Annotated in this window: 25 protein-coding genes; 12 read left to right on the top strand and 13 right to left on the bottom strand. The window is 69.7% G+C overall.

What is annotated here, in order from left to right; genetic code table 11:
• Positions 1-24 precede the first annotated feature (24 nt).
• From FPT20_RS12740 to FPT20_RS12720, 5 genes are all read left to right on the top strand, one after another.
• Positions 25-1944 (top strand): alkyl/aryl-sulfatase, encoded by a 1920-nt coding sequence (locus tag FPT20_RS12740; RefSeq protein ID WP_158865807.1) that lies wholly within the window; start codon positions 25-27, stop codon positions 1942-1944.
• Between the two features lie 83 nt (positions 1945-2027).
• A complete protein-coding gene (locus tag FPT20_RS12735; protein ID WP_158865805.1) occupies positions 2028-2492 on the top strand; it encodes an SRPBCC family protein in 465 nt (154 codons plus the stop codon).
• Positions 2489-3190, top strand: a complete 702-nt coding sequence (locus FPT20_RS12730; RefSeq protein WP_158865803.1) for a class I SAM-dependent methyltransferase — start codon at positions 2489-2491, stop codon at positions 3188-3190. Before FPT20_RS12735 ends, FPT20_RS12730 begins: the two co-directional genes overlap by 4 nt.
• Before the next feature lie 40 nt (positions 3191-3230).
• Positions 3231-3467 (top strand): hypothetical protein, encoded by a 237-nt coding sequence (locus FPT20_RS12725; protein ID WP_158865801.1) that lies wholly within the window; start codon positions 3231-3233, stop codon positions 3465-3467.
• 251 nt (positions 3468-3718) lie between these two features.
• On the top strand, positions 3719-4147 hold the full coding sequence (locus tag FPT20_RS12720) for a hypothetical protein (RefSeq protein ID WP_158865799.1): 429 nt from the start codon (positions 3719-3721) through the stop codon (positions 4145-4147).
• 55 nt (positions 4148-4202) lie between these two features.
• Here FPT20_RS12720 and FPT20_RS12715 read toward each other — a convergent pair whose 3' ends face one another.
• From FPT20_RS12715 to FPT20_RS12705, 3 genes are read right to left on the bottom strand one after another with little or no spacing between them, the layout of a single operon-like run.
• A complete protein-coding gene (locus FPT20_RS12715) occupies positions 4203-4502 on the bottom strand; it encodes a muconolactone Delta-isomerase family protein (RefSeq protein ID WP_158865797.1) in 300 nt (99 codons plus the stop codon).
• A 28-nt stretch (positions 4503-4530) separates the two neighbouring features.
• Positions 4531-4899 carry an SgcJ/EcaC family oxidoreductase gene (locus FPT20_RS12710; RefSeq protein WP_158865795.1) on the bottom strand — a complete coding sequence of 123 codons (369 nt, stop codon included), beginning with the start codon at positions 4897-4899 and terminating at the stop codon, positions 4531-4533.
• Positions 4900-4901: 2 nt separating this feature from the next.
• On the bottom strand, positions 4902-5609 hold the full coding sequence (locus tag FPT20_RS12705; RefSeq protein WP_158865793.1) for an SDR family NAD(P)-dependent oxidoreductase: 708 nt from the start codon (positions 5607-5609) through the stop codon (positions 4902-4904).
• A 79-nt stretch (positions 5610-5688) separates the two neighbouring features.
• On the opposite strand from FPT20_RS12705, the gene FPT20_RS12700 reads away from it, so the two are divergent.
• The gene (locus FPT20_RS12700) at positions 5689-6297 is read left to right on the top strand and encodes a TetR/AcrR family transcriptional regulator (protein WP_158865791.1); all 609 of its coding nucleotides are present in this window, start codon (positions 5689-5691) and stop codon (positions 6295-6297) included.
• A 10-nt stretch (positions 6298-6307) separates the two neighbouring features.
• Here the strand turns inward: FPT20_RS12700 and FPT20_RS12695 are convergent, their stop codons facing one another.
• Both FPT20_RS12695 and FPT20_RS12690 read right to left on the bottom strand, forming a co-directional pair.
• Positions 6308-7288 (bottom strand): aldo/keto reductase, encoded by a 981-nt coding sequence (locus tag FPT20_RS12695; protein WP_158868148.1) that lies wholly within the window; start codon positions 7286-7288, stop codon positions 6308-6310.
• Positions 7289-7296: 8 nt separating this feature from the next.
• Positions 7297-7836, bottom strand: a complete 540-nt coding sequence (locus FPT20_RS12690; RefSeq protein ID WP_158865789.1) for an RrF2 family transcriptional regulator — start codon at positions 7834-7836, stop codon at positions 7297-7299.
• Positions 7837-7903: 67 nt separating this feature from the next.
• Between FPT20_RS12690 and FPT20_RS12685 the strand changes: the two genes are divergently transcribed.
• From FPT20_RS12685 to FPT20_RS17830, 5 genes are all read left to right on the top strand, one after another.
• Positions 7904-9103, top strand: a complete 1200-nt coding sequence (locus FPT20_RS12685; protein WP_158865787.1) for a YbfB/YjiJ family MFS transporter — start codon at positions 7904-7906, stop codon at positions 9101-9103.
• A complete protein-coding gene (locus FPT20_RS12680) occupies positions 9100-10158 on the top strand; it encodes an alcohol dehydrogenase catalytic domain-containing protein (protein WP_158865785.1) in 1059 nt (352 codons plus the stop codon). Before FPT20_RS12685 ends, FPT20_RS12680 begins: the two co-directional genes overlap by 4 nt.
• Before the next feature lie 95 nt (positions 10159-10253).
• Complete coding sequence (locus FPT20_RS12675; RefSeq protein WP_158865783.1) at positions 10254-11702, top strand: dihydrolipoyl dehydrogenase family protein; 1449 nt, start codon at positions 10254-10256, stop codon at positions 11700-11702.
• An 8-nt stretch (positions 11703-11710) separates the two neighbouring features.
• The gene (locus FPT20_RS12670; protein WP_325064793.1) at positions 11711-12148 is read left to right on the top strand and encodes a VOC family protein; all 438 of its coding nucleotides are present in this window, start codon (positions 11711-11713) and stop codon (positions 12146-12148) included.
• Positions 12145-12348, top strand: coding sequence for a hypothetical protein (locus FPT20_RS17830; RefSeq protein WP_199245762.1), 204 nt, complete (start codon positions 12145-12147; stop codon positions 12346-12348). The genes FPT20_RS12670 and FPT20_RS17830 overlap by 4 nt, the downstream gene beginning before the upstream one ends.
• A gap of 18 nt (positions 12349-12366) precedes the next feature.
• Here FPT20_RS17830 and FPT20_RS12665 read toward each other — a convergent pair whose 3' ends face one another.
• Complete coding sequence (locus FPT20_RS12665; RefSeq protein WP_158865781.1) at positions 12367-12846, bottom strand: DUF805 domain-containing protein; 480 nt, start codon at positions 12844-12846, stop codon at positions 12367-12369.
• Positions 12847-13074: 228 nt separating this feature from the next.
• On the opposite strand from FPT20_RS12665, the gene FPT20_RS12660 reads away from it, so the two are divergent.
• Positions 13075-14856 (top strand): adenylyl cyclase, encoded by a 1782-nt coding sequence (locus FPT20_RS12660; protein WP_325064792.1) that lies wholly within the window; start codon positions 13075-13077, stop codon positions 14854-14856.
• A gap of 9 nt (positions 14857-14865) precedes the next feature.
• On the opposite strand, the gene FPT20_RS12655 is transcribed toward FPT20_RS12660, so the two are convergent.
• The 7 genes from FPT20_RS12655 to FPT20_RS12625 all read right to left on the bottom strand — a co-directional run bounded on the left by FPT20_RS12655 (position 14866) and on the right by FPT20_RS12625 (position 23503).
• Entirely contained in the window at positions 14866-17349 is a 2484-nt protein-coding gene (locus tag FPT20_RS12655) for a hypothetical protein (protein ID WP_158865779.1), read from the bottom strand.
• Between the two features lie 53 nt (positions 17350-17402).
• Positions 17403-17678, bottom strand: a complete 276-nt coding sequence (locus tag FPT20_RS18030) for a hypothetical protein (protein ID WP_233265514.1) — start codon at positions 17676-17678, stop codon at positions 17403-17405.
• A gap of 348 nt (positions 17679-18026) precedes the next feature.
• On the bottom strand, positions 18027-18851 hold the full coding sequence (locus FPT20_RS12645; RefSeq protein ID WP_158865775.1) for a DUF1206 domain-containing protein: 825 nt from the start codon (positions 18849-18851) through the stop codon (positions 18027-18029).
• Positions 18848-19627 carry a phosphatase PAP2 family protein gene (locus FPT20_RS12640; protein WP_158865773.1) on the bottom strand — a complete coding sequence of 260 codons (780 nt, stop codon included), beginning with the start codon at positions 19625-19627 and terminating at the stop codon, positions 18848-18850. The genes FPT20_RS12645 and FPT20_RS12640 overlap by 4 nt, the downstream gene beginning before the upstream one ends.
• 295 nt (positions 19628-19922) lie before the next feature.
• Entirely contained in the window at positions 19923-21242 is a 1320-nt protein-coding gene (locus tag FPT20_RS12635) for an MFS transporter (RefSeq protein ID WP_158865771.1), read from the bottom strand.
• Positions 21243-21246: 4 nt separating this feature from the next.
• Positions 21247-22692 carry an FGGY-family carbohydrate kinase gene (locus tag FPT20_RS12630; RefSeq protein WP_158865769.1) on the bottom strand — a complete coding sequence of 482 codons (1446 nt, stop codon included), beginning with the start codon at positions 22690-22692 and terminating at the stop codon, positions 21247-21249.
• A gap of 25 nt (positions 22693-22717) precedes the next feature.
• Positions 22718-23503 carry an SDR family NAD(P)-dependent oxidoreductase gene (locus FPT20_RS12625; RefSeq protein WP_158865767.1) on the bottom strand — a complete coding sequence of 262 codons (786 nt, stop codon included), beginning with the start codon at positions 23501-23503 and terminating at the stop codon, positions 22718-22720.
• Positions 23504-23515 lie beyond the last annotated feature (12 nt).

The raw sequence follows: 23515 nt of genomic DNA, 5'->3' as shown, positions 1-23515 counted from the left end.
TGTCACACGCCGACGAGGGGAGCGATGGTGGACGACGACGAGAACCTGGCGCCGAAGCCGGCGACGGAGCACACCCGTGCGCGGAACGAGGCCGCACGTCGCGGTCTGCCGCTGGGTGACAGACGCGACTACGAGGACGCCGCCCGCGGCTTCATCGGCACTCTCGACGATGCGCGCATCATCGGGCCCGGGGGAGCCACGGTGCGCGACCTCGCTGCTCACGACTTCCTCGACGCCTCCGCCGACGCACCCGACACCGTTCATCCGAGCCTCTGGCGGCACGCGCAGGTGAACCACCACTCCGGCCTCTTCGAGGTCATGGAGGGGGTTTACCAGGTGCGCGGGCTCGACCTCGCCAACATGACCTTGGTGGAGGGCGATGCGGGTGTCATCGTGATCGACCCGCTGAGCTTCAGCGAGACGGCGGCAGCGGCCCTGGCGCTCTACCGGCGCCACCGCGGCGACCGGCCGGTGACTGCGCTCGTCTACACGCACAGCCATGCCGACCACTTCGCCGGCTCGCGCGCGATCGTCGGCGACGCGACCGACATCCCCGTCATCGCGCCGCACGGCTTCCTGTACGAGGCGGCCGCCGAGAACGTGTTCGCCGGGACCGCCATGACGCGCCGGGCGATCTACATGTACGGCCTGATGCTCCCGCCCGGACCGCAAGGCCAGGTCGACGCGGGGCTCGCGAACGCCCTCGCGAACCTCGGCAGCGCCACCCTCGTGCCTCCCACCGACCTCGTGCGCGAGACCGGCGAGACGCGGACGGTCGACGGGGTCGAGATGGTCTTCCAGATGGCGCCCGGCACCGAAGCCCCGGCGGAGTTCCTCATCCATTTCCCGGAGCTGCGCCTCCTCTGCGCGGCCGAGGACCTCAACCACCTCATGCACAACCTGTACACGCTGCGCGGCGCGCAGGTGCGCGACGCGGCAGCGTGGTGGAAGGTCCTCAACGAGTCGATCCGCCTCTTCGGCGACGCCACCGATGTCGTCGTGGGCCAGCACGGCTGGCCGCGCTGGGGTGGGGCCGACATCCGCGCATACCTCGCGGATCAGCGCGACCTCTACAAGTTCATCCACGACGAGACCCTCCGTCTCGCCAATCGCGGGCTCACCATGACCGAGATCGCGGAGGAGCTCCGGCTCCCGGGCGGTCTCGACCGGGAGTGGTACAGCCACGGCTACTACGGATCGCTCAGCCACAACGCCAAAGGGGTCTACCAGCGCTATCTCGGCTGGTACGACTCGCACCCGGCGCACCTCCATCAACTGCCGCCCGCCGATGCCGGTCCCCGCTACGTCGAGTTCATGGGAGGAGCGGAGGCGGTGCTCGACAAGGCGCGCGCCTCCTTCGACGCGGGCGACTACCGCTGGGTCGCCGAGGTGCTCACCCACGTCGTCTTCGCCGACCCCGCCAACCGGGAGGCCGCGCTGTTGCAGGCCGACGCGCTCGAACAACTCGGCTATCAGTCCGAGAATCCGACGTGGCGCAACGAGTACCTCATGGGCGCCTTCGAGCTGAGGCACGGCGTCCGTGACCTCGGAGAGATCCAATTGGCCACGCCCGACGTGTTCGCCGCGATGACGCCCGAGATGATCCTCGACTTCGCCGGCATCAAGCTCGACGCCGGCAAGGCGGGCGACAGCGCGGTCGCCATCGCCTGGACGCTGACCGACGCTCCGGGCGGCCCCACGACCTACCTGCTCGAGCTGCGCAACGGCGTGCTCGTCTACACAGCCGGTGCTTCCGCCGGCCCGGTGCAGGCATCCGTGAGCTCGACGAAGAGCGGGCTCGCCTCCCTGCTCTTCGGTGGAGCCCCGTTCGATGACGCCGTCGCATCGGGAGACGCGGCGGTGTCCGGCGACAGCGACGCCGTGTCGCGACTCTTCGCGATGTTCGACGAGTTCCCTCTGTGGTTCCCCATCGTGCAGCCCTGAGCGGGGACGCACCCAGCAGTGCTGTCGTGCCCCGGGTGAACCCTGCGCACTTCCACCTCGTGTAACGCTACGAGGGCCGCCTGATGATCCGAACCGAGAGCCGCGTCATCGTCGCCGGGAGCATCGGCGACGTCTGGGACTACCTGTGCGATGTGGGGCGGTGGCCGGAGTGGGCGCCCACCGTGGTCGACTGCCGGGTACGCGGGGGAGGCGCGCTGCGGCCGGGCGGCTGGATCGAGCAGCGGGCGAAGGACGCCGGGCTGGGGCACCGGCGCGTCGAGCGCGTGACCGGGATCGTGCCTCCGACCTCCCTGACCTTCGCGGGCACGATGTGGACGATGCCTTCCCGATGGGGCATGCGCTTGGCGGCCGTGGGCGACCGGCACACCGTCGCCCTGATGTGGGTGGAGGTGGACGTGCCACGGATCCTGCGCGCCTTCCCCGGTCGTGCTCTGCGACACAGCATCGAGCGGGTGGGTGCGATCGAGATGGCGGGGGTCAAGGCCGCGGTGGAGGGTGCAACCCGCGAGGATGCGGGATCGCGATGAGCACGCCGGACCGCACGAGAGAGCGCCTCATCGAGACCTATCGCCGCAAAGCCGCGCATTACGACACGACCTCCCGGCTCTACCCGGTGCCCGGATACCCGCAGCACTCGCAGCGCCTCCGAGCGGTCGCCGCGCTGGGGCTGCGAGAGGGAGACACGGTGGTGGAGGTCGCCTGCGGGACGGGTCTCAACTTCGGGCTCGTCGAGGGCGCGATCGGGTCCTCCGGCCGCCTCATCGGCGTCGACCTGACCGACGCGATGCTCGCGCGGGCCGCGGCCCGGGTGCACGCGAACGGGTGGAGCAACGTGACCCTGGTGCAGTCGGACGCCGCCGAGTTCGCATTCCCGGGCGGAGTCGGCGGGATCCTCTCGACCTACGCCCTCACGCAGGTGCCCGGGAGTGCTGCTGTCATCGCGCACGGCGCCGCCGCGCTGAACACCGGAAGACGCTGGGCCGTGCTCGATCTCAAGCTGCCCGACGGCATGCCCCGTTGGCTGTCGAGACTCGGCTCCGCGGTCGTGCCGACCTCCGCCTCCCTCGACGAATGGGTCGCACGGCGGCCGTGGGAGGCGATCCGGCGTGCGCTGGATGAGGAGCTCGACGCCGTCTCCTGGACCGAGCTCTGCTTCGGGACGGCCTTCCTCGCGGTCGGGTGCGGAGGCCCCCGCGCTCCGGAGGGGGTCCAGCGGCGCAAGTGATCCGTTGCCGCGGTCGCCGACCGGCGCCCACACTGGCGGCATGGACATCTCGGAGTGGTGGCCGCGCCTCCCGGAATCCGCGCGGCGGTGGCTCATCGACCACAACGGTGAGGCGATCCCGGCCGGCGTCGTGGCCGATATCGAATCCGCGGGCGGTGTCGTCGACTCGAAGGAGTGGTGGGTCGGTGGTCGGGGGCCGGACGGGCTGTACCTCTCGGATCACGCGATCGACTGGGTCGAAGCGGTCGCGAACGACGAAGACGGCGAAAGGTTCTGACCCGACCTGAGAGGGCGATGAGACTTCACTCAGCATTCCGGGTGGTGAAGCGGACGGCCGCTGGCCCGGTGATGCGCGGTCTGCGGGGGAACGGGAAGCCCCGCCGGGAGGTGATGACGGTCGCCCGGAGGTGTTCGTCCACCCCCGGATGAGGGGCGTTCGGAGGAACCGTGCCTACGGTGGGCGAGGCGGCGCCGTCGCGCAGCACAACGATCACCGATGACCGACCCCCTGAACAAGGAGACCGATCGATGACCACCCAGACGACCTCGAAGACCGCACGTCGAATCCTCGCCGTCCTGGCCGCCCTGACAGCCCTCGGGGTGGTGCTGCAGGGCGTGTGGGCGGGGATCTTCCTCTCGTCGGACAAGCGGCCCGATGCGTGGGTGCACATCCACGACATCGGCGCTTGGGCGACGCTGATCCTGGCTGCTCTGACCGCGGTCTGGGCGCTTGTGTTCCTCCGCCGCCAGCTGCTCCTCGTCGTCGGGAGCATCCTGCTCGTCGCGCTGGTCGCGGGCGAGGCGCACCTCGGCGGCATGATCACGGACGACGGCAACGATGCGATGACGGCGGTGCACATCCCCCTCGCGATGGCCCTTCTGGCGCTCGCCGTGTGGCTTCCGGTCTACGCACTGCGCGGCCGGAGACCGCTGGGGCAGCGCCCGGACACCGAGTAGGCGCGCCGCCGCAGCGGTGGGCCGGTCGCCGTCGGCGGCCGGCCCACCCGCGGTACTACGGCCGCCCGAGCCCCGGGTCGTTGGGGTGCGGGGTGAGCGGGGTGACCGTGTCCCGTCGCCACGCCCGCAGCGGCATCGAGGCGAGCGCCTCCTCGAGGGCGGAGGCGTCGGACGCGGAGAAGATGCCCCAGCTGCGCCATTCGCCCTCGGCCAGAGGCGGCCACCACAGCCGGCGGAGGCTGCCCTCGTGCGCGAGCTCGGCGGCCCGCGCCGCTTCGCGCTCGCGCATCGCGGCGACCTCCTCCGGTGTGGTGCCGTCCGGGACGGTCGTCACCATGTCGACGAAGAACTCCATCGCCTTCTCCCTCCGGATCGGTGGCAGCCTACGCGCCGATCTTCGACACGTGGTACTGCTCGATGAGCCACTCGGCGCCGTCTCGGACGAGAGCGAGCGTGAGGTGCGTCGGGATGACCTCCCCCGAGGGGCGGGCGAAGTCGATGTCGACGAACGCGAGGAACGCGTCGTCGCCGAGAGGGCGCACCTCCTGCACCCGGTAGTCCGGGTCCAGGCCGACCGGCTGCTTGTCGTAGTAGGCCGTGATTCCCGGTCGCCCGACCGTGTGACGGGGGTCGAAGCCCTGGAAGACGGCGTCCTCCGTGAAGTACGAGGCCACCCGCTCGGGGTTGTGCTCGCGGACGTCCCGCGCCCACACCTCGAGCACGCCCTCGAGGATGCTGCTCTGCTCGCTCATGGTCAGTTCCCTGCGCTCTGTCCACCGTCGACGTGCAGGAACTCGCCCGTCACGAACGGCGCCTGCTCGAGGTAGAGGACGCCGCGAACGACGTCGTCGATGGTGCCCATCTGCTGCATCGGGTGCAGCCCGGCGAAGAACCCGTGCGTCTCCTCGGCGTGCATCGGCGTCTTGATGATGCCGGGGGAGACCGCGTTGACCCGGATGCCGCGGGCCGCGTACTCGACGGCGAGCGACTTCACCACGGAGGCGAGGCCTCCCTTGGTCAGCGAAGCGAGGCCCGACGGGACGTTGGAGTTCGCGCTCTCCTGCAGGGTGGTGGTGACGTTCACGACGTGGCCGAAGCCGCGGTCGAGCATGTCGGCGATGGCCTTCTGCGTGATGTGGAAGAAGCCGCCCAGGTTGATCCCCAGCGCGGTGGCGAAGTCCTCCTGCGTGTACTCGGTGAAAGGCTTCGCGATGAAGATGCCGGCGTTGTTCACGAGGGTGTCGATCCGGCCGAACCGGGAGACAGCGGTGGAGGCGATGCGCTCGGCGACCTCCGGGTCGGAGATGTCGCCGGCGACCGTGACGAGGTTCTCCTCGTCGCGCGGGGCGATCGATCGGGAGTTGGCCACGACGGCGTACCCGAGACCGAGGTAGCCCTCGACGAGTCCGGCGCCGATGCCCTGCGATGCGCCGGTGATGACGGCGACCTTGCGTGCGTGCATGTTGTGTCGTTCCTTACTAGATGGTCGGTCAACTATTGACCGAGAACAGTTATAGACGACTGGTCGTATAATTGCAAGCATGGGACGCAAATCGGACGCGCGGGAGCGCATTCTGGCCGCGGGGGCCGATCTGTTCGGCCGCCGGTCGTACTCGAGCATCGGCGTGGCCGAGATCTGCGCCGCCGCGGGGGTGCCGAAGGGGAGCTTCTACTACTTCTTCCCGTCGAAGCAGGCGCTCGCCCTCGAGGTGGTGAATGAGCACTGGGAGTGGCAGCGAGGCGTGTGGAGGAGCATCCTGACCGCCCCCGAACCCATCGTCGAGCGGCTCCGCGGCCTGTTCGTGGCGACCGCCGAGATGCAGAGCGAGGCCCTGGCGGGCACCGGTGCGGTGGTCGGCTGCCTGTTCGGAAACCTCGCGCTCGAACTGAGCTCGGAGGACGACCCCGTCCGTGACCGGCTCCAGCAGATCTTCGAGGAGCAGATCGACATCGTCGAGGCGGCGCTCCGGGAGGCGCAGGCGGCCGGCCAGCTCCAGGTCGCCGATCTCCGCGAGGCGGCGAAGGCGATCGTCGCCCAGATCGAAGGGCTCGTGCTCCTGGCGAAGCTCTACAACGACCCGGGGCAGCTCGACAGTCTGTGGCGCAACAGCATGCGCCTCCTCGGGCTCGCCGAGGAGGCGCACGCCTGACGCCGAGGCCTCAGTAGCGAGCGCCTACCGGTGCGGGGAGGTCGTTGAGCACGCCGAGGTCCGCCGCGTCGAGCCGAACGCCAGCGGCACCGGCGTTGTCGCGCAGGTATTTAGGCGTCTTGGTTCCCGGAATCGGGACGATGTGCTCGCCCTGGGCGAGAATCCAGGCGAGGGCCAGCTGGGCCGGAGTGACGCCGATCCGATCCGCCAGCTCGCGGACGGTCTGGGCGATCCGCAGGTTGACGGCCAGATTCTCCTCCTGGAAACGCGGGAGCCGACGGCGCTGGTCGTTGCGGGGCAGCTCGTCGAATGAGGAGAACCGCCCGGTGAGGAATCCGCGGCCGAGCGGGGAGAACGGGATGAGGGCGATCCCCTCCGACTGCAGGTAGGGCAGCACGTCGGCCTGGAGGTCGCGCGTCCAGAGCGAGAACTCCCCCTGCACCGCCGCGACGGGGTGCACGGCCTGAGCGCGGCGGATCAGCTCGACCGTGAGATCGATCTCCGACAGCCCCAGGTGGCGCACCTTGCCCGCTCGAACCGCCTCCGCCATGGCGCCCCAGGTCTCCTCGATCGGGACGTCCGGGTCGACGCGATGCAGCTGCCACAGGTCGAGACGGTCGGTCCGCAGGCGGCGGAGGCTCTCGTCGATCGCCGCCCGCACGTGCTCCGGCCGTCCGTTCTTCCGCGTGACGGGTGATCCTCCCGGGCCCCCGGTGGGGTCCACCGCCTCCAGGCCCACCTTCGTCGCGAGCACGGCACGGTCGCGGCGATCGGCCAGCGCCCGGCCGACGAGCTCCTCGTTGGTGAACGGCCCGTAGACGTCCGCCGTGTCGATGAGCGTCATCCCGAGATCGAGGGCTTCGTGGATGACGGCGATGGAGGTGGCCTCGTCCCGTTCCGAGGCCATGTCGTAGGCGAAGCTCATGCCCATCGCGCCGAGCCCGATCACCCCGACCTCCGGTCCGTCCGCCCCGAGGGTGGTGGTCCGCATCCTGTCGTTCATCGGCTTTCCTTCTTTCGTTCGTTGCCGGATGGTTGCTGGTGGGCGCGACCGGCGATCTCCGGCCGAGCCAGCGGCCCGAGCCAGCGGGCCGCTCTGGCCTGGGAGGCCGAAGCCGCGTTCTCGATCAGATCGGCGACGGTCGTGGCCGCGAGCTGTCGCCGCCACGCGAGTTCCGCCTCGTGCATCACGCGGGCGATGCCGCAGGGCTGCGTGCACTGCTCGGCCGTGAGGCCGACCGGTCCGCGCTGGCGGATCTCGGTGCAGTGGAACAGCGAGCCGCCTCCGTCGATCGCCGTGACGACCTGGAGGGCCGTGAGCTGCGACGCCGGTCGCCCGAGTCGGTACCCGCCGCCGGCGCCGGGCACCGAGGTGAGGATGCCGCCGTCGACGAGCTGCTTGAGCACCTTCGCCAGGTACGGCTCGGGCAGTTCGAAGAACTCGGCGAGGCGACGACGCGAGAGGACGACGCCCTCGTCGGTCTGGGCGAGGAGCCAGCAGCAGTGCAGGGCCCATTCAGTGCTCTGGGGCAATTCCATGCTGCCGATTATAGACGCCACGCATCCATGTTATCGTAGATGTCACGCATCCACGATAGGAGGCTGCATGTCAGCGCAGCAAGGCGCCCGCCGCCGGTCCGGCTGGCTCACCGTCGCCAGCACCGGGGCGGTGCTGGCCGCCGCCATGGGAGTGGGGAGGTTCGTCTTCACCCCGGTGCTCCCGCTCATGGAGGCCGGGGCCGGTCTCACGCCGCAAGGTGCAGGCCTCCTGGCCACCGGCAACTACCTCGGCTACCTGATCGGCGCCCTGCTGGGGATCGCGGTGCCCGTCGTGAGCCGCCGACGGTCCGCCCTCCGGATCGGTGGCGTCGTCCTCGTGCTGTCCCTGCTGGCGATGCCGCTCGCGCACGACCTCGTCACCTGGGCGGCGATCCGCACGGTCGCGGGCGTCGCCAGCGCGATCGTCTTCATGGTCGCCGGCAATGCGATCCTCGCCGAGCTCACGAGCAGCGACCAGCACCTCGTCGGCTGGGCTTACGGTGGGATCGGCGCGGGCATCGCCGTCTCCGGTCTCCTCGTCGCCGTGGTCGCCGCCCTCGGCGACTGGAGCACGGCCTGGTTCGCTTCCGCGGCCCTGGCGGCCGCACTGCTGGCGTGCGGCTGGTTCGTCGGCGAACGAGGACCGGGTTCGCGGGTCGGAACGCCCCGCCCCGGCGCGCGCCCCGGCCACCGCTGGTTCTCCCTGCTGGCCGCGTCCTATGTCCTGGAGGGGGCCGGGTACATCATCGCGGGCACTTTCCTGGTCGCGTCGGTGCATGCCGGCTCTCCCGGCCCGCTCTCCGACAGCGTCTGGATCATCGTGGGGCTTGCGGCGGTGCCGTCGTGCGCGGTGTGGACCTGGCTGAGCCTCCGGGTGTCGCGGCCGACGCTGCTCACGGGCGCACTCCTGATCCAGGCCGTGGGTATCGCGCTCCCGGCGCTGTCCGCCTCCTCGGTCGCCGCGGTGACGGGGGCGGTCCTCTTCGGCGCGACCTTCGTCGGAGTGACGACGCTCTCGTTGGCCACCGGGCGCCACCTCGGCGTGATGAGCGCTGTGGCGGTGCTGACCGCCGGTTACAGCGCCGGGCAGGTGGCGGGCCCGCTGCTCGTGACGCCCCTGCTCACCGACGGCTACCGGCCGGCCCTGCTGGTCGGCGCCGCCGTCGTCCTCCTGGCCTGCGTCGGCGCGGCTCTGCTGCGGATCCGCTTCCCGCACGACCACTCGGCGCAGCACACTGTCCCTACCGCACTCCAAGGAGAATCATGAGTTCCGACTACTCCGCCGTCCGGGCGACAGACCTGTCCGGTTTCGAGCCGGTCACCCTTCATCGGAGAGATCCCGGCCCCGGGACCGTGCGCGTCGCGGTCGAGGCCTGCGGCGTGTGCCACAGCGATGTCGCGGGCATCCTCAACCTCATCGGCCACCGAGACCGGGGCCTCCCGATCGTGCCCGGCCATGAGGTGATCGGCCGCATCGAGGCGATCGGGGAGGGGGTGACCGGCTGGGCGATCGGCGACCGCGTCGGCGTCGGCTATCTGGGCGGCCCCTGCATGAGGTGCGCCAACTGCCGCCGGGGCGAGTTCACGTTCTGCCTCGACCAGCCCGTGCTCGGGGACACCTGGGACGGCGGCTACGCCGAGTCGGTCATCGTCCGGGCGACCGGCATCGTCGCTGTCCCGGAGGGTGTCGACGCGGCCGTCCTCGCGCCGCTGATGTGCGCCGGGCTGACCGTGTTCACCGCGCTGCGCGACTCGGGTGCGCGCCCGGGCCAGCTCGTGGCCGTCCAAGGGATCGGCGGTCTCGGCCACCTGGCGCTCCAGTACGCCGCGGCGATGGGCTTCCGGGTCGCGGCGATCGCGCGGGGCGAGGGCAAACGCGGACTCGCGGTGCAGCTCGGTGCCGAACACTACATCGACTCCTCCGTGGCCGATCCGGCCGCCGCGCTGCAGGAGCTCGGTGGAGCGCACGCGATCATCGCCACCGCGGCGAACGGCGCGTCCATGTCCGGGCTCGTCGACGGGCTGGCCGTCCGCGGCCGGCTCGTCGTCGTCGGCGTCGCGGCCGACCCGATCCAGGTGTCGACGACGTCGCTCATCTTCGGAGGGCGCTCGGTCGTGGGCAGCCTCACCGGGACGCCCGGCGACAACGCGGACAACCTCGCTTTCGCGCTCGCGCACGGGATCGCGCCGATCGTCGAGCGCAGGCCGCTGGCCGACGCGGGCGCTGCCTTCGCACGGATGATGTCCGGCGAGGCGCGCTTCCGCATGGTGCTCGACGTCGTGCGCGATGCGACCGCGAGCGCGGCGGGCCCGATCGATTGACCGGTAAGTGGGGTGGTTTTATGCTGAGCCTCGCTCATGAATCCGCCGGCCCCGGTGATGCGAGGGCCGCATCCACGGACAGCCTGGGGGCCAGCATGGAGAAGAGCGAATTCGATGTCGTCGTCATCGGCGGCGGCGCGGTCGCGGAGAACGTCGCCGAACGGGCGGTGCAGGGCGGCCTGACCGCGGTGCTCATCGAGCACGAGCTGGTCGGCGGGGAGTGCTCCTTCTGGGCGTGCATCCCGTCGAAGGCGCTGCTGCGTCCCGCGCAGAGCGTCCGAGAAGCGCGCGCCGTCGAGGGTGCCGCCGAGGCGGTCAGCGGTGAGCTCGACGTGGAGGCGATCCTGCGCCGCCGGGATCGTCTCGTTCACGACTGGTCCGATCAGAGCCAGGTGGACTGGGTGGACTCGACGGGGATCTCGCTGATGCGCGGACACGGGCGCATCGCCGGCGAGAGGGTGGTGATCGTCACCGCATCCGATGGAACCGAGACGGAGGTCACCGCCCGCGCGGCGGTCGTCGTCTCGACGGGCTCGGACCCGGTCGTCCCGGACGTTCCGGGCCTCGTCGAGAGCGAACCATGGACGAGCCGCGATGCCACGAGCGTCAAGACGGTGCCGAAGAGCCTCGTCATCCTCGGGGGCGGCGTCGTCGGGTGCGAGATGGCCACCGCGTACGCGGGATTCGGCTGCGCCGTGACCGTGATCTCGCGGGGCGGTCTGCTGACGTCGATGGAGCCGTTCGCGGGCGAAGTGGTCGCCGACTCCCTTCAGAGGATGGGCGTGACCCTGCGGCTCGAGACGGGCTTCGCGCGGGTATCGCGGAGCGACGACGGAGTCCGGGTCGAGACGGACGACGGCGAGCCCGTGGTCGCCGAGGAGATCCTCGTCGCGACCGGCCGCCGTCCGCGCACCGAGGCGATCGGGTTGGAGACCGTCGGGCTGACCCCGGGGGACTGGCTGCCGACCGACGACACGATGCGGCTGCCCGGGCACGACTGGCTCTACGCCGTCGGCGACGTCACCCACCGGGCGCTCCTGACGCACCAGGGCAAGTACCAGGCCCGGATCGCCGGCGACGTCATCGCCGCGAGGGCCGCGGGCGACACCGTCCTCGACGAGCCGTGGGGCGGCCACGTCGCCACGGCGGACCACGAGGCGGTGCCGCAGGTGACCTTCACCGAGCCTGAGGTCGCCTCCGTCGGACTGACGGAGGCAGCCGCCCGGCGGGCCGGCTATCGCGTGAGCGTGGCCGCCTACGACATCGGGTGGGTCGCCGGCGCCGTGGTGCGGGCCGACGACTACGCCGGGAGGGCGCGGATGGTCGTGGACGACGACCGCCGGGTCATCCTCGGCGTGACCCTCGTCGGACCGGACGTGGGCGACCTGCTCCACGCGGCGACGACGGCGATCGTGGGTCAGGTCCCCATCGACCGGCTCTGGCATGCCGTTCCCTCCTATCCGACCGTGAGCGAGATCTGGCTCCGGCTCCTCGAGACCTACCGGCTCGAACAACGCGCAGCATCCCGACGAAAGGCGGAATGAGAATGTACATGAAACTCGAAGTGGTGGTTCTCCCGGTCACCGACGTGGACCGGGCTAAGGCCTTCTACCAGTCACTGGGCTGGCGGCAGGACGCCGACTTCACGATCCACGAGGGGTACCGCGTCGTGCAGTTCACCCCGCCGGAGTCGGAGGCGTCGATCATCTTCGGCGAGGGGGTGACGACCGCCGCGCCGGGTTCCATCCAGGGCCTCCAGCTCACCGTGTACGACATCGAGGAGGCGCGCGACGCGCTCGTCGCCGCCGGGGTCGCCGTGTCCGAGCTCTTCCACGACGAGACCGGCATCTTCCACCAGGCCGGCACGAAGGGCCGTCTGCCGGGTCCGCACCCGGAGCGCGCCGACTACTCGTCCTTCGCCTCCTTCGAGGACCCGGACGGCAACGGGTGGATCATCCAGGAGATCAAGAAGCGGCTGCCGGGCCGATGAGCGGGGCAGCAGGCGGCGCCGAGCCGGACGACACGGTCGGGGTGATCCTGGACCACCTCCGTCAGGCCGCCGAGGCGCACGGCGTTCACGAGAAGGAGGACCTGGGCGGCGTCTTCGACGAGCAATGGCCGGAGTGGTACGCGCAGCACATGGCCGACACGCTTCGCGCCGCGGGCTACCGGTTGGTGCGGTCGGCCTGACGCCGGTCGGGGGCCGGCCTAGCCGGGCACCCCGGTGTCAGGGCGGTCGAACCGGGCTCCCCGTGGGTTGGGCGGCAGGAGCGTCAGCACGAAGATCGCGAAGCCGCCCAGGCTGGGGATGAGCAGGAGGAGCAGAAGCAGTCCGCTCAGGTCGGCGTCGTGCAGACGCCGCGCACCGAGCGCGAGTCCCGGGATGACCGTCGCGAGCCACCAGGCGACGAGCAGGATGATGCCGACGGCGATCCCCGGGCCGGGCGTGAAGCTGCCCTCGGCGTCGACGGACGACCCGGCCAGCGCGCCGAGCACCACGAGCAGCCATAGGGCCAGGAAGATCAGCGCATCGGCGAGCGCCCACAACCAGTACTCGCTCCGGCTGGCTCGACCGTCGAAGCGCGCATACTTCCTCCAGTAGCGCACGAAGGCCTCGCCGAACGAAGCGCCGTAGAGCGGCGCCCACAAGGGCACGCGCGGCTGCGCCGGTCCTCCGGGTGCGATCATGGCGACCCCCTGAACCGGCTTCGGGTGCCGGTCGCGGTCAGCCTACTGCGTCACCCGGGCGGCGGGGACTGCGCCTCGTCCGGCCGGTGGACAACTCGGTCCACTCGTTCTAGAGTTCAGCAGGTCCCTCGTGCGGGGGCCGTCGCGTTCGTCTACGAGGAAGTAGGTCCATCCGTGCGCAGTCGCCTTACATCATCGGGGTCCCGAACGCGTCGCTCCGCGGCGGCCGTGGCCGTTCTCGCGATCGCGCTCACCGGCGCGATCTCCGCGCAGTCCGCTGCTGCGGCGCCGCCACCGCTCGGCGGCGACCTGGGACCGAACGTGATCGTGTTCACCCCGGACATGCCGCAGGCGCAGATCCAGGCGAAGGTCGACGCCATCGCAGCCCAGCAGGTCGACAGCGAGATGGGCACCGGTCGCTACGCGCTTCTCTTCGCTCCGGGCACATACGGCACCCCCGCGAACCCTCTGCGCTTCCAGGTCGGCTACGACACGGAGGTCGCCGGGCTCGGTGCCTCCCCGGACGATGTCACGATCAACGGGTCGGTCGATGTCTACAACCGCTGCTTCACCGACGGTAGCGGGTGCATCGCCCTCGACAACTTCTGGCGGTCGGTCTCCAACCTGCACATCGCCGTCGCGGGGGGCTCCGGCTGCCAGACGAACACGGAGTTCTGGGCGGTGTCCCAGGCTGCTCCCATGCGCCGGGTCGATGTCACGGGTGGCGGTCTCTCCTTCATGGATTACTGCACCGCCGGGCCGCAGTACGCGAGCGGCGGCTTCGTCGCCGACTCGAAGGTCTCCGCGACCGCGGTCAACGGCAGCCAGCAGCAGTTCTACACCCGTGACAGCACGATCGGCGGGTGGTCGAACGCCGTGTGGAACCAGGTCTTCTCCGGAGTGCAGGGCGCGCCCGCTCAGAGCTTCCCGAACCCGCCTTACACGACGCTGATGGCGACCCCGGCGTCGCGGGAGAAGCCGTACCTCGTGCAGGGGGGCGACGGATTGTCCGTCGTCGTGCCTCCCGCGAAGACCAACTCGTCGGGGACGACCTGGGCCGCAGGCGGGTCTGCGGGCCGCGTGCTCCCCCTGTCGACCTTCTTCGTGGCGAAGCCGGGTGACTCCGTCAGCCGCATCAATGCGGCGCTCGCCGGAGGGAAGAACCTCCTCCTGACCCCGGGCGTCTACTCGATCGACCAGTCGATCCGTGTCAAGCGCGCGGGAACCGTCGTCCTCGGTCTCGGCCTGGCGACGCTGACCGCGGACACGGGCTCGACGCCGCTCGCCATCGACGACGTTCCCGGTGTCGACGTCGCCGGCATCACGGTCGACGCGGGGGCAGTGAACTCGCCGGTGCTCGTCCAGGTCGGTACTGAGCACCAGCGCGGCCGCGGAGGCTCGAGCGCCGCCGATCCGATCTCGCTCCAGGACGTCTTCCTCCGCATCGGCGGCCCGCACGAGGGCAAGGCGACCGTGGGTGTGCAGGTCGACAGCGACCACGTGCTGCTCGACGACCTGTGGCTCTGGAGGGCCGACCACGGCACCGGCGTCGGGTGGACGCGGAACACCTCCGACACGGGGCTCATCGTGAACGGCGACGACGTCACCGCGACCGGCCTCTTCGTCGAGCACTTCCAGAAGGACAATGTGATCTGGAACGGCGAGGACGGACGGACCGTCTTCTTCCAGAACGAGCTGCCCTACGACGCCCCGGACCAGGCGGCGTGGCAGCACGACGGCGTGCTGGGGTACCCGGCTTACAAGGTGGCCGACACCGTGCTCCGGCACGAATTGTGGGGAGCGGGGAGCTACATCTATACCAACGTCGACCCCACCCTCCACGCGAGCCACGCGTTCGAGGTGCCGGTGACACCGGGCGTGACGCTGCACGATCTCAGCACGGTGTCCCTCAACGGGGCAGGCACGATCGACCACGTCGTCAACGAGACGGGCGGTGCGGTCACCCCGACCCATCAGGGCCCGGAGACGGTCACGACGTACGGAGGGTGAGCCTCGCGGTCACTTCAACCGGCTCAGCACATCCCCGGCCGCGACCCACACCTTGTTGCTGAGACCGTAGTAGGCGGCCAGCCAGTTGGCGGCGCCCTGATCGGCGACGGGCTGCTTGTAGCCCCCGGAGATGAGGAAGATGCTGCTCGAGCCCGGAGCCCGCAGGAAGAACGGCGCCGTCACCTTGGCAGAGAAGGGCATCCCGGTCCAGGCGTTCGACGGTGCTGCGGTGAAGGCCGCTGGTCCCCCGAGCGTCGCGGCGGACACCTCCAGCCATCCACTGTCGACCGCCACGAAGTAGCGGCCGTCGCTGACCATGGCGGGCGGAAGCGCTGCCGTCGCGCCGAGTTGCTGGTACGACGCAGGCTGGAGCTTGGTGGCCGCGGTCACGAGCGGCCCGGTCAGGCCCGCCATGGAGAAGGTGCCGCCGTAGGTCACGTTCGCGACGTTGGCCCCGCCGTCGCTGTAGATCCCGGCGCGCAGGACGGGCGCACCAACCGGGAGCGAGCCGATGACGCCGGAGGAGAGCGTCGTCGTCGTCGCGGGGATCCAGTACATGGCGAGCACGGACGGGTCCGGGGTCTCGCGGCGCTGGCCGCCCTGGACCAGCCAGATCGTCCCGGTCGGCTGCTTGACCAGATCGGTCAGGGTGCCGACAAGGGGGTACTGGGTGATCGTCGCGGTGGGCAGCGAAGGGATCTGGCCGCAGGTCCGCCCCCAGGCGGCGAGCTGCGCGCAGTCCCGGATCTTGTACCTCTTGCCCGCGTCGATCAGGTAGTTGTTCTGCGTGCCGGTCTCGTTCACGATCGGACCCTCGGCGGGCGCGAGACCCCGGAGTGCGCCGTCGGCGGCGACCCAGACGGTGGCGGGCACGCCGAAGGTCACCGAGATCCAGTTCAGCGCCGACTGATCGGCCACCGCCTGCCTGATCCCGCCGCTCATCAGGTACACCTGGCTGCTCGAGCGCTCCCGGATGAACAGCGGCGAGGCCGTCGTCGCGACGAGGGGGAGGCCCGTCCAGGAACCGTCGGTCCCGGCTGTGAAATAGTCCAGGCCGCCGAAGTTGGTCGCCCCGACCTCGAGCCAGCCGCCGTCGACCGCCACGAAGAAGCGCCCGCTGGAGGCGAGGCGGAGGGGGAGGCTGCCGCTCGGGTAGAGCCGCTGGTACGACTCGACCTGCAGGGGGACGGACCGCGACGGCAGAGTGCCGGCCGCTGCTGCAGCGGTGACCGAGTACGTCCCTCCTGCGGTCACGGCGGTCACGTTGCCTTGACCGTCCGTGTAGGCCCCCACTCCCACCACGGGGAGACCGACCTGGACCGAGCCGATCGAGAAGTTCGACAGGCTCGTGGTCGTCGCCGGGATGCCGTAGGGCGCGAGGACCGCCGGGTTCGGCGTCTGCCGGCGCTGTCCCCCCTGCATCAGCCAGATGCTGCCGTCCGGCAGCTTGACGAGGCTGGCGAGGTAGCCGCCGTCGGGGATGAGGCTCAGCTGACCCAGGGAGATCGTCGGGATGCCGTCGCACGGCTGGCCGAAGTCGGTCGCCTGGGCGCACCCGGAGAACCGGTACCGCTTGTTGGCGTCGATGAGGTAGATCGACCCGTCCGAGGTCCGGATGGTCCGCTGCACCGTCGGCCCGTCGACATACGAGTTGAATGTGGCCGCCGAGACGTCCTTGACGGGCCCGAGGTTCGTGTATTGGGCGAGCAGGTCCGCCGACGCGAATCGGAACCGCTGGTTCCCGCTCACCAGGTAGACGGTGGTGGTGCCGCTGAGGCGGACCAGGCTGTCGGTCCGTGTCAGGCGGAGCGGCGTGGTGGTCGGGCCGAGGTCGACGTGGAGGTGCGTGCAGTAGTCGGCGAACCGCGAGATGTTGAGCAGGGCGGGCATGCTGTAGTTGCCGCAGCCGTTGCTGTTCGCGGCCTGGCCCGCTCGCGACCCCTGGGGGAGGAAGGAGTCGAGGAACCGGAGCAGCATCGCGGATGCGTCATCGTTCCCGCGCGTCCGCTGCCCGCCGACGTAGGTGATGTCGACGGCCTCGGTGCCCGTCGAGGGGAGGCAGTGGTACGAGGTCGGATTGCTCGCGCAGGTCGCGACGCCGTCGTTGGCGCAGCGCCGGTTGAGGTCGCTGATCTGCACCGAGCCGTAGTTGCGGATGACGACGACCAGCAGCTGCAGCGTGCGGGCATCGACGTTGCACTGCGGGGTCGCGCCGATGGTGCCGTTCGCGATGGGCTGGAGCTCGCTCGGGATGATCGCCGCCTCGGGCGACTCGACGACGAGGCTGCCGCTGCTCCAGGAGTTCAGGAGCGACTCGGCGGCCGCTTGCGCGGTCGCCGGCACGTTGGTGCAGCTGGTGGCGCAGGTGACCTCGGCCGGCGCCGCGGAAGCGGCGGGTGCCGTCTGAGCCGCCGGTGCCACCAGGAGGGTGACGGCGAGTCCGAGGGCGACGAGCGCCCCGGTCAGCCGGCTCCACGCGCGCTTCGGTCTCATCGTCGCCTTCCGTTCGCCGCGGCGCGGTCGATCGCCTCCGGACATCGCGCCCATCAGTCCTGACTCACCTGGACGCCGGCGAGGGTGAAGCAGTCGTGCGCCGCCGCGGCGGCGTCCTCTGCGGTCTTCTGCGGCCCCTCCCCGGTATTCGGGTCGATCGGGTTCCGCTGGATGAAGTCGAGATCGGCGGCGAGCGGCGCCCAGCGCGGGTCCTTCGCAGCGGCCTGTGCGGCGAGCGGCGCTGCGGCGGCGACGTTGTTCGCTGCGAAGCCGGATGCGATCGTCTGGCACGCCTGCACCGCGAGCGCTTTGGCTCCTGCGGCGTCCACCGGAGGCCGGGGAGTGCTCGTCGAGGACGGCGACGGTCCGGACGTCGAGCCAGGGCCGGTGGTCGGCGAGGCTGATGACGGGGGCGCGGCGGTCGGCGTCGACGAAGCAGTCGGCACGGCGCTACCGGTCGGACGACCGCTGGTCGGAGAGTCAGCCGGTGCGGACGGAACGCAGCCCGTCAGCGCGGCCAGGAGCAGAGACGACGCGGCGACGGCGGTCCACACGGGCTTCCGCCTCGACGATCCTGGTTCCCCCGCGCTTCGCCTCACGCGGCCGACCATAACGCATGGATTCCATGCGCTCCGGTTCCCGTGTGGCTTGTCGCGAAGTCTGTGCGGGCGCTCCGCTCAGAACCGGGCGAGCCAGGCCCGCACCGCGTTGTAGATGCCCGACGCGATGAGACCGGCGCCGAGGACGAACAGGAGGGGCGCGCCGACGGGGAACTGCCCGATCGACTCCATCGCCCCGGCGAGGCCCGTCGCCTCGTCGGGCCGGGCCTTGATCGCGGCGACGATGAACAGGACACCCGCGATGGCGACCACCACGCCCTTGGCCAGGTAGCCGACCGTTCCGAGCACGAGCATGCCGATCCGCGCGGGTCCGGTCGGCATGACGATGTCATCGGTGAAGGTCTGCCGCACGCCCTTCGCCATCAGGTAGCCGCCGACGGCGACAGTCAGGAGCCCGGCGAGGCCGAGCAGAAGGGGACCCCCGGGAAGGGCCATGATCCCGGCGCTCATCGACGTGGCGGTGGTGCGGCCGTTCGTCGGGTGGCCGTCGGCGAAGGCCAGCGCCGTGAGCCCGATGGCGATGTAGACGCCGGCCTTCGCGAAATAGCTCAGCCGCACGGCCCACTTCTTGCCCTTGGATCCCCGGAAGACGAGGGCGCCCTCGATGATCAGCCAGAGGGCGAGCGCGAACAGCCCGACCACGCTGATCCAGAGCACGAACACGCCGCCCGGCACCTTCGACACGGCCTCGAGCGCGCCCGTCTGGTCCGCCTCCGCGAAGTGGTTGACGCCCAGCTGGATGGCGAGCGCACCGAGCAGCACCTGGAGGAGCGCGCTCGCGCCGAAACCGACCCGTGCCAGGATCTCGAGGACCTTGCTGTCCGCGGCCGTCCGGGCGGCGCGTTTCGCCTCCCGCTTGACGTCGCCGGCGTCGACGCTCATGTCCCGTGCACCTGCTTCTGCGAGAGCTCGCCCTTGACCGGCTCCCCCTCGACCCTGACCGTCCGGCGCGTGTCGAGCGCTATGACGCCGCCGAGGACGACGAGCGACAGGGCGACGGAGGCGGTGGTGTCGCTGATCCAGTGGTAGCCGAGGTACAGGCGGCTCACCACCTGCAAGACGATTCCGGCGGCGGCGAGCACGAAGACCACGACCGTGAACCAACGCCTCTGGATGCGGCTCGCGAGGAGGAACGCGAGGATGAGGAAGAAGTCCGAGGTCCCGAGGACGTGACCCGACGGGAACGAGAAAGTGTGGTCCGGGCCGAACAGCATCTCCGCGATCGGCGGCCGCGGGTGCCGGACGATCGGCGCGAGGATCTGCGCGAGCACCACTCCCGTCAGCATGCCGCCGGCGAGCAGCAGGGGCCTCCAGAAATGCTTCGCGGTCAGGGTCCAGATCACCACGACGGCGAGCACGACGAACGGCATCGCCACGGGGCCGAAGACGATCGCCAGCGCGATCATGAACCCGGTCGCCGGGGCCGAGCGCTGGGCGTCGAACCACCGCTCGACCGGCAGATCGAGGCGCTCGTAGCCCGTGTGCGTCATCACGCCGACCAGCAGGACGAGGAAGGAGACGAGTCCCACGGCGGCCAGCACCGCGGACGTGATGTAAAGCCGGCGGCGCGCGTCAGCCGAGAGGTAGCGCTCCTCCACGACGAACCGCTGGTGCCATGTCGACCAGACGCTCGCCTTCGCCTCGGTGCCGCCGCTCATGAGGCGCTCAGGGAGGTTGCAGTGTGCACGTTCTGTTGCCCGTTCTTCCTCGCCCCGGTGGCGAGTGTTCGCCCACCGTACGCCGGGAAGGGGGACCCAAGAAGTGGACAGACCTGACTACCGCCTCCTCGGGTGCGGGCCCGGCGGGCGGCTCAGTCGGGTCGAGGTGCTCGCACCTGCGCCGCGACACGGCGTGTCAGCAGCATCTGCGAGCACCTCGTTGAACCGAGAGGGGGCGGGTGCTGCCGGCATCCGCCGCTAGCACCCGCCCCGCTGTTCCCGGTCGGACCGCAACCTACTGCTGAACGGTCGCGCGATCCTCCGCGGCGGCGTCCAGTAGGGGTTCGGCGGCCTTCCGCCGCTTCATCAGGACGGCGAAGTAGCCGGCCGCCACTGCGCCGACCAGTCCGATCCCTGCTGTGATGATGAAGTAGAGGCTGTTCGCGCCGGCGACATCCTTGCCATACGCCGTGTAGATGGCGCTGCTGATCATCGGCAGGATGACGTCCGGCAGGTAGCCGATCAGCGAGATCAGTCCGATGGCGATACCCGTCGCGGCGAGAGGGACCCGGCAGTAAGCGAGAAGTGACCAGTACACGCCGCGGATGACGTAGAGGAACAGGCCGACGAAGACGACCAGCGCGCACACGAAGAAGACGGCAGCGCTGCTCGGGATCATGGCCAGCGCCACCAGCCCCAGCGATGCGATGACCATGGCCACCGCCAGGACTCGGCCCTGACCCAGCTTGTCGGCGATGAAGCCGCCTCCGAAGCCCCCGACGGGCCGCATCCAGAGCACGATGACCGTGACCACGCCGGCGGAGACCGGGGACACCGCGTGATTGGTGGTGAGGAAGCCGTTGAAGTAGTAGTAGCTCCAGAAGAGGGAGTACCCGCAGAACAGCACGACGCACATCACCCACACCTCGCGCACCTTCACGATCTCGCGGAGCGCCCGGAACGTCGACTCCGGGCGGCCGCCGTCCGTCCGCCGCACGGATCGCTCCTCATTGCCGGAGAAGACGAAGAACAGCAGGATGGCGATGATGATGAGCACGCCACTGTACATGTAGACGACGGCTTGAAGTCCGGCCTTGGTCTGCGCGAGATTCGTGCTGTGGCCGACGATTGCAGCGAAGATCGCGACCGCGATGCTGCCGAGCGTGGCCTCGACGACCCCGCGTCCGCCGTCGAGGGCGCCGAAGAATCGGCCTTCCTCGCTCTTGTCGGCGAGAAGGTTCACGGCCTTGAGCAGTGCGCTCCAAAACGTGAAGACCGTGGAGAAGCCCCACACCAGGAACACGTAGACCAGGAGGGACTTGTCGGGAATCTGGGCGTAGAAGATGCCCGTGGCCGCGGTGAGGGTGAGCGAGAAGATGAGCAGCCACTTCGTCGGGAACTTGTCGGCCAGCCATCCGCTGGGAAAATAGCCGACCACGAACATGATCCCGAGAAGTGAATACAGGTTCGCGAGCTCGGCGTTGCTCATCCCGAAGACCGACAGGATCGACGACTGGAAATTCTCTCGGAGGTAGACGAGTGGGTAGATCGATCCGGCTGACAGGATCAGCAGGGCGAGCTGAAAAATCTTCCTTGATTTCACGGCTGCGGACATGTTCTTATTTCTCCCTTTGGTTGGACAGGATGCGGTGAGTGCGTTCGAGCAGGGGATCGGTGTGGTCGCGGATATCGGCGTAGACGCTGCCCAACTCCTCGTAGAGCCGGGCCGTGCTGGGATCGGGATAGAAGGTGTCCGCTCTCCGGACCATCCGTTGAGCGGCCTCGTCGAACGTCGCATCGATCCCGCAAGCGACGGCGACGCAGATAGCGGCACCGAGGCCGGCAGCGTCGCGGACCTCGTTGCGCAGCACCGGGATGGCGAAGACGTCGGCGAAGATCTGCATGCAGAGGTCGCTGGCGGAGCCTCCGCCCGAGAGGACGAGCCGCTCGACCCGGATCCCGAGCTCGTCCTCCATGGCCGTCATCGCCCGTTTCATGCTGTAGGCGATGCCTTCCAGGATGGACCGGTACATGTGTGCGACTCCGTGACGTTCGTCGAAGCCGATGAAAGCGCCCTTCCGGTGCGGTTTGTCGGGAGGCGCCAGCCAGTCGAGGAGGCACATCAGGCCATCGCTCCCCGGGGGGACGCTGGCGGCCAGTCGATTGAGGTGCTCCTCGGCGCTGATTCCTGACGATCGCGCACCGTCCGAGACCTCGGAGCCGAGGAGATCTCGCAGCCACGACACGGTCCACATGCCGCGACGAATGCCACCGGATTCGTAGATGTACCGGTAGGGCTCCGAGGCGAAGTTCGTGAAGAAGCTCCGGGGCGACTCGACGTAATCGCGCCCGACGACCATGCCGGCGATATAGGTGCCGAGGGACACGAGTCCCGTGGTCTCGTCGCGCAATCCCGCACCGAGCGCCTCCGCGGCCTTGTCGTTCGCGGTGTGCACGACGGGGATGCCCGCCGGAATGCCGGTGCTCGCGGCGAACGCTTCGCTCACCACGCCCCCCACCTCCCCGGGGAGCTGGAGGCGATAGAGCATCGACCGGTCGATGTCGAAGGAGTCGAACACGCTCGGATCGCTGAACCAGTCCCACGTTCGCACGTCGACCGGCCACGGCCCGATGTAGTTGGCGACCGTGTCGACGAGCTGCCCGGTGAGACGCCCCATGAGGTAACCGGAGGCGGTGGTCACGTGCGCGACCTCGGGATTGTTGTGCACGTAGTTGACCGAAAGACGCCGATCCATCCAGCTCTGGACCGGTTCGGCCAGGGTCCCGTCGGCGCGGGTCAGCGCCCGGCAGCAGCGGATCGTGCACAATCCGACCCCGACGATATCCCCGGGATCACCGGGGAAGGCCGCCATGGCGCGCGAGGCCGCCGCGACGATGGAGTCGTACAGGTCGTCGCCGGGGTGTTCGGCCACGCCCGGCGCGGGCGTGTACATCGGCTGTAGGTCCTCCACAGCCTGGCAGACGACCCGGCCGTCGGTGTCGAAGATGACGACCTTCGAGCTCTGCGAGCCGCCGTCGATTCCGAGGATGTACTTCGTTGTCATGGTGTGTCCCGGTCGAGGTCGCGAGTCAGCGGACCAGATACCCGCCGTCGACGGTCAGGATGTGACCGTTGACGTAGTCCGATGCGCGGCTGGCGAGGAACACCGTGGCGCCCATCAGATCCTGCACTTCGCCCCAGCGACCGGCCGGGATGTGGTCGAGCACCCGCTGATTTGTCTCGGAGTTGGCTCGGGTCGCCGCCGTCAGCTCGGTGGCGTAGTAGCCCGGCGCGATGCCGTTGACCTGGATTCCGAACTGGGCGAGCTCGTCGCAGTACGCCTTCGTGAATCCAGCGATGCCGTGCTTGGTGGCTGCGTACGCGGGCGACCACTGGCCGCCCAGGAACGTGAACACCGAACAGATGTTGATGATCTTGCCGCTGCGCTGCTGGATCATGTGCTTGGCGCACTCGTGCGACATCTCGAACGCGGCGGTCAGGTTGAGTGCCACCATCGGGTCCCACTGCTCGCGCGTGTATTTCGTCACATCGGGTTCGTTGATGCTGCGGCCCGCGCAGTTCACCAGGATGTCCACGGAGCCGAACTCGGCGACGCACGTCCGGACGACGTCTGCGGGTGCGCCTGGAGCCGTGATGTCGGATCGCGTGTACACGTATCGGCTGCCCGCGGCTTCGACGAGGTCGCGAGTTGTGTCGTCGTCCGGCATGATGCTCGCCGCCAGGACGTTGGCACCGGCCTTGGCGAGAGCCACGGAGAAGGCTCGGCCCAATCCGGTGTTGCCTCCGGTGACGATGGCGTTCTTGCCTTTCAGGGAGAAGAAGTCCATCTGGAAGTCGGAGATATCGAGAGTCATGGATGTTTCCTC

The sequence above is a fragment of the Leifsonia sp. AG29 genome, assembly GCF_009765225.1.
In the GTDB taxonomy this organism is placed as follows: Bacteria; Actinomycetota; Actinomycetes; order Actinomycetales; family Microbacteriaceae; genus Leifsonia.
Note: the sequence above shows the minus strand (reverse complement) of the source record. Positions and strands in the feature narration are given on the sequence as shown.